This is a genomic window from Nostocoides sp. F2B08, assembly GCF_009184895.1.
GTDB lineage: Bacteria > Actinomycetota > Actinomycetes > Actinomycetales > Dermatophilaceae > F2B08.
Genome location: NZ_WESE01000044.1, coordinates 1 through 249, shown reverse-complemented (window position 1 = coordinate 249; position 249 = coordinate 1). Strand labels below are relative to the sequence as shown.

1 protein-coding gene is annotated in these 249 nt (G+C 67.9%); it reads left to right on the top strand.

Annotated elements, in window-relative coordinates; genetic code table 11:
• Positions 1-14: 14 nt before the first annotated feature.
• On the top strand, positions 15-249 hold a 235-nt coding region (locus tag GA707_RS20650; RefSeq protein WP_152180326.1), incomplete at its 3' end, for a ribbon-helix-helix protein, CopG family.

The following is a 249-nucleotide window of genomic DNA, read 5'->3' as shown; positions in this document are numbered from 1 at the left end:
AGAGGAGGCTCACGATGGGAGTTGAGGACCTGATCGCGGCCGAGGCCGCCGCATCTGAGGCACACAAGGATGCCGAGCTGAAGCCGGGGTCGACGCTGACCCGGGGGCACGGCCGGACCAAGACGCTGCAGGTGCGTCTGAACGAGGATGAGATGCAGGCTTTGGCGCAGCTCGCGGACCGACGCGGGGTGCCGGCATCGACGCTCGCCCGGGAGTTGCTGATGACCCAGATCGCGGCAGGAGAGAGCA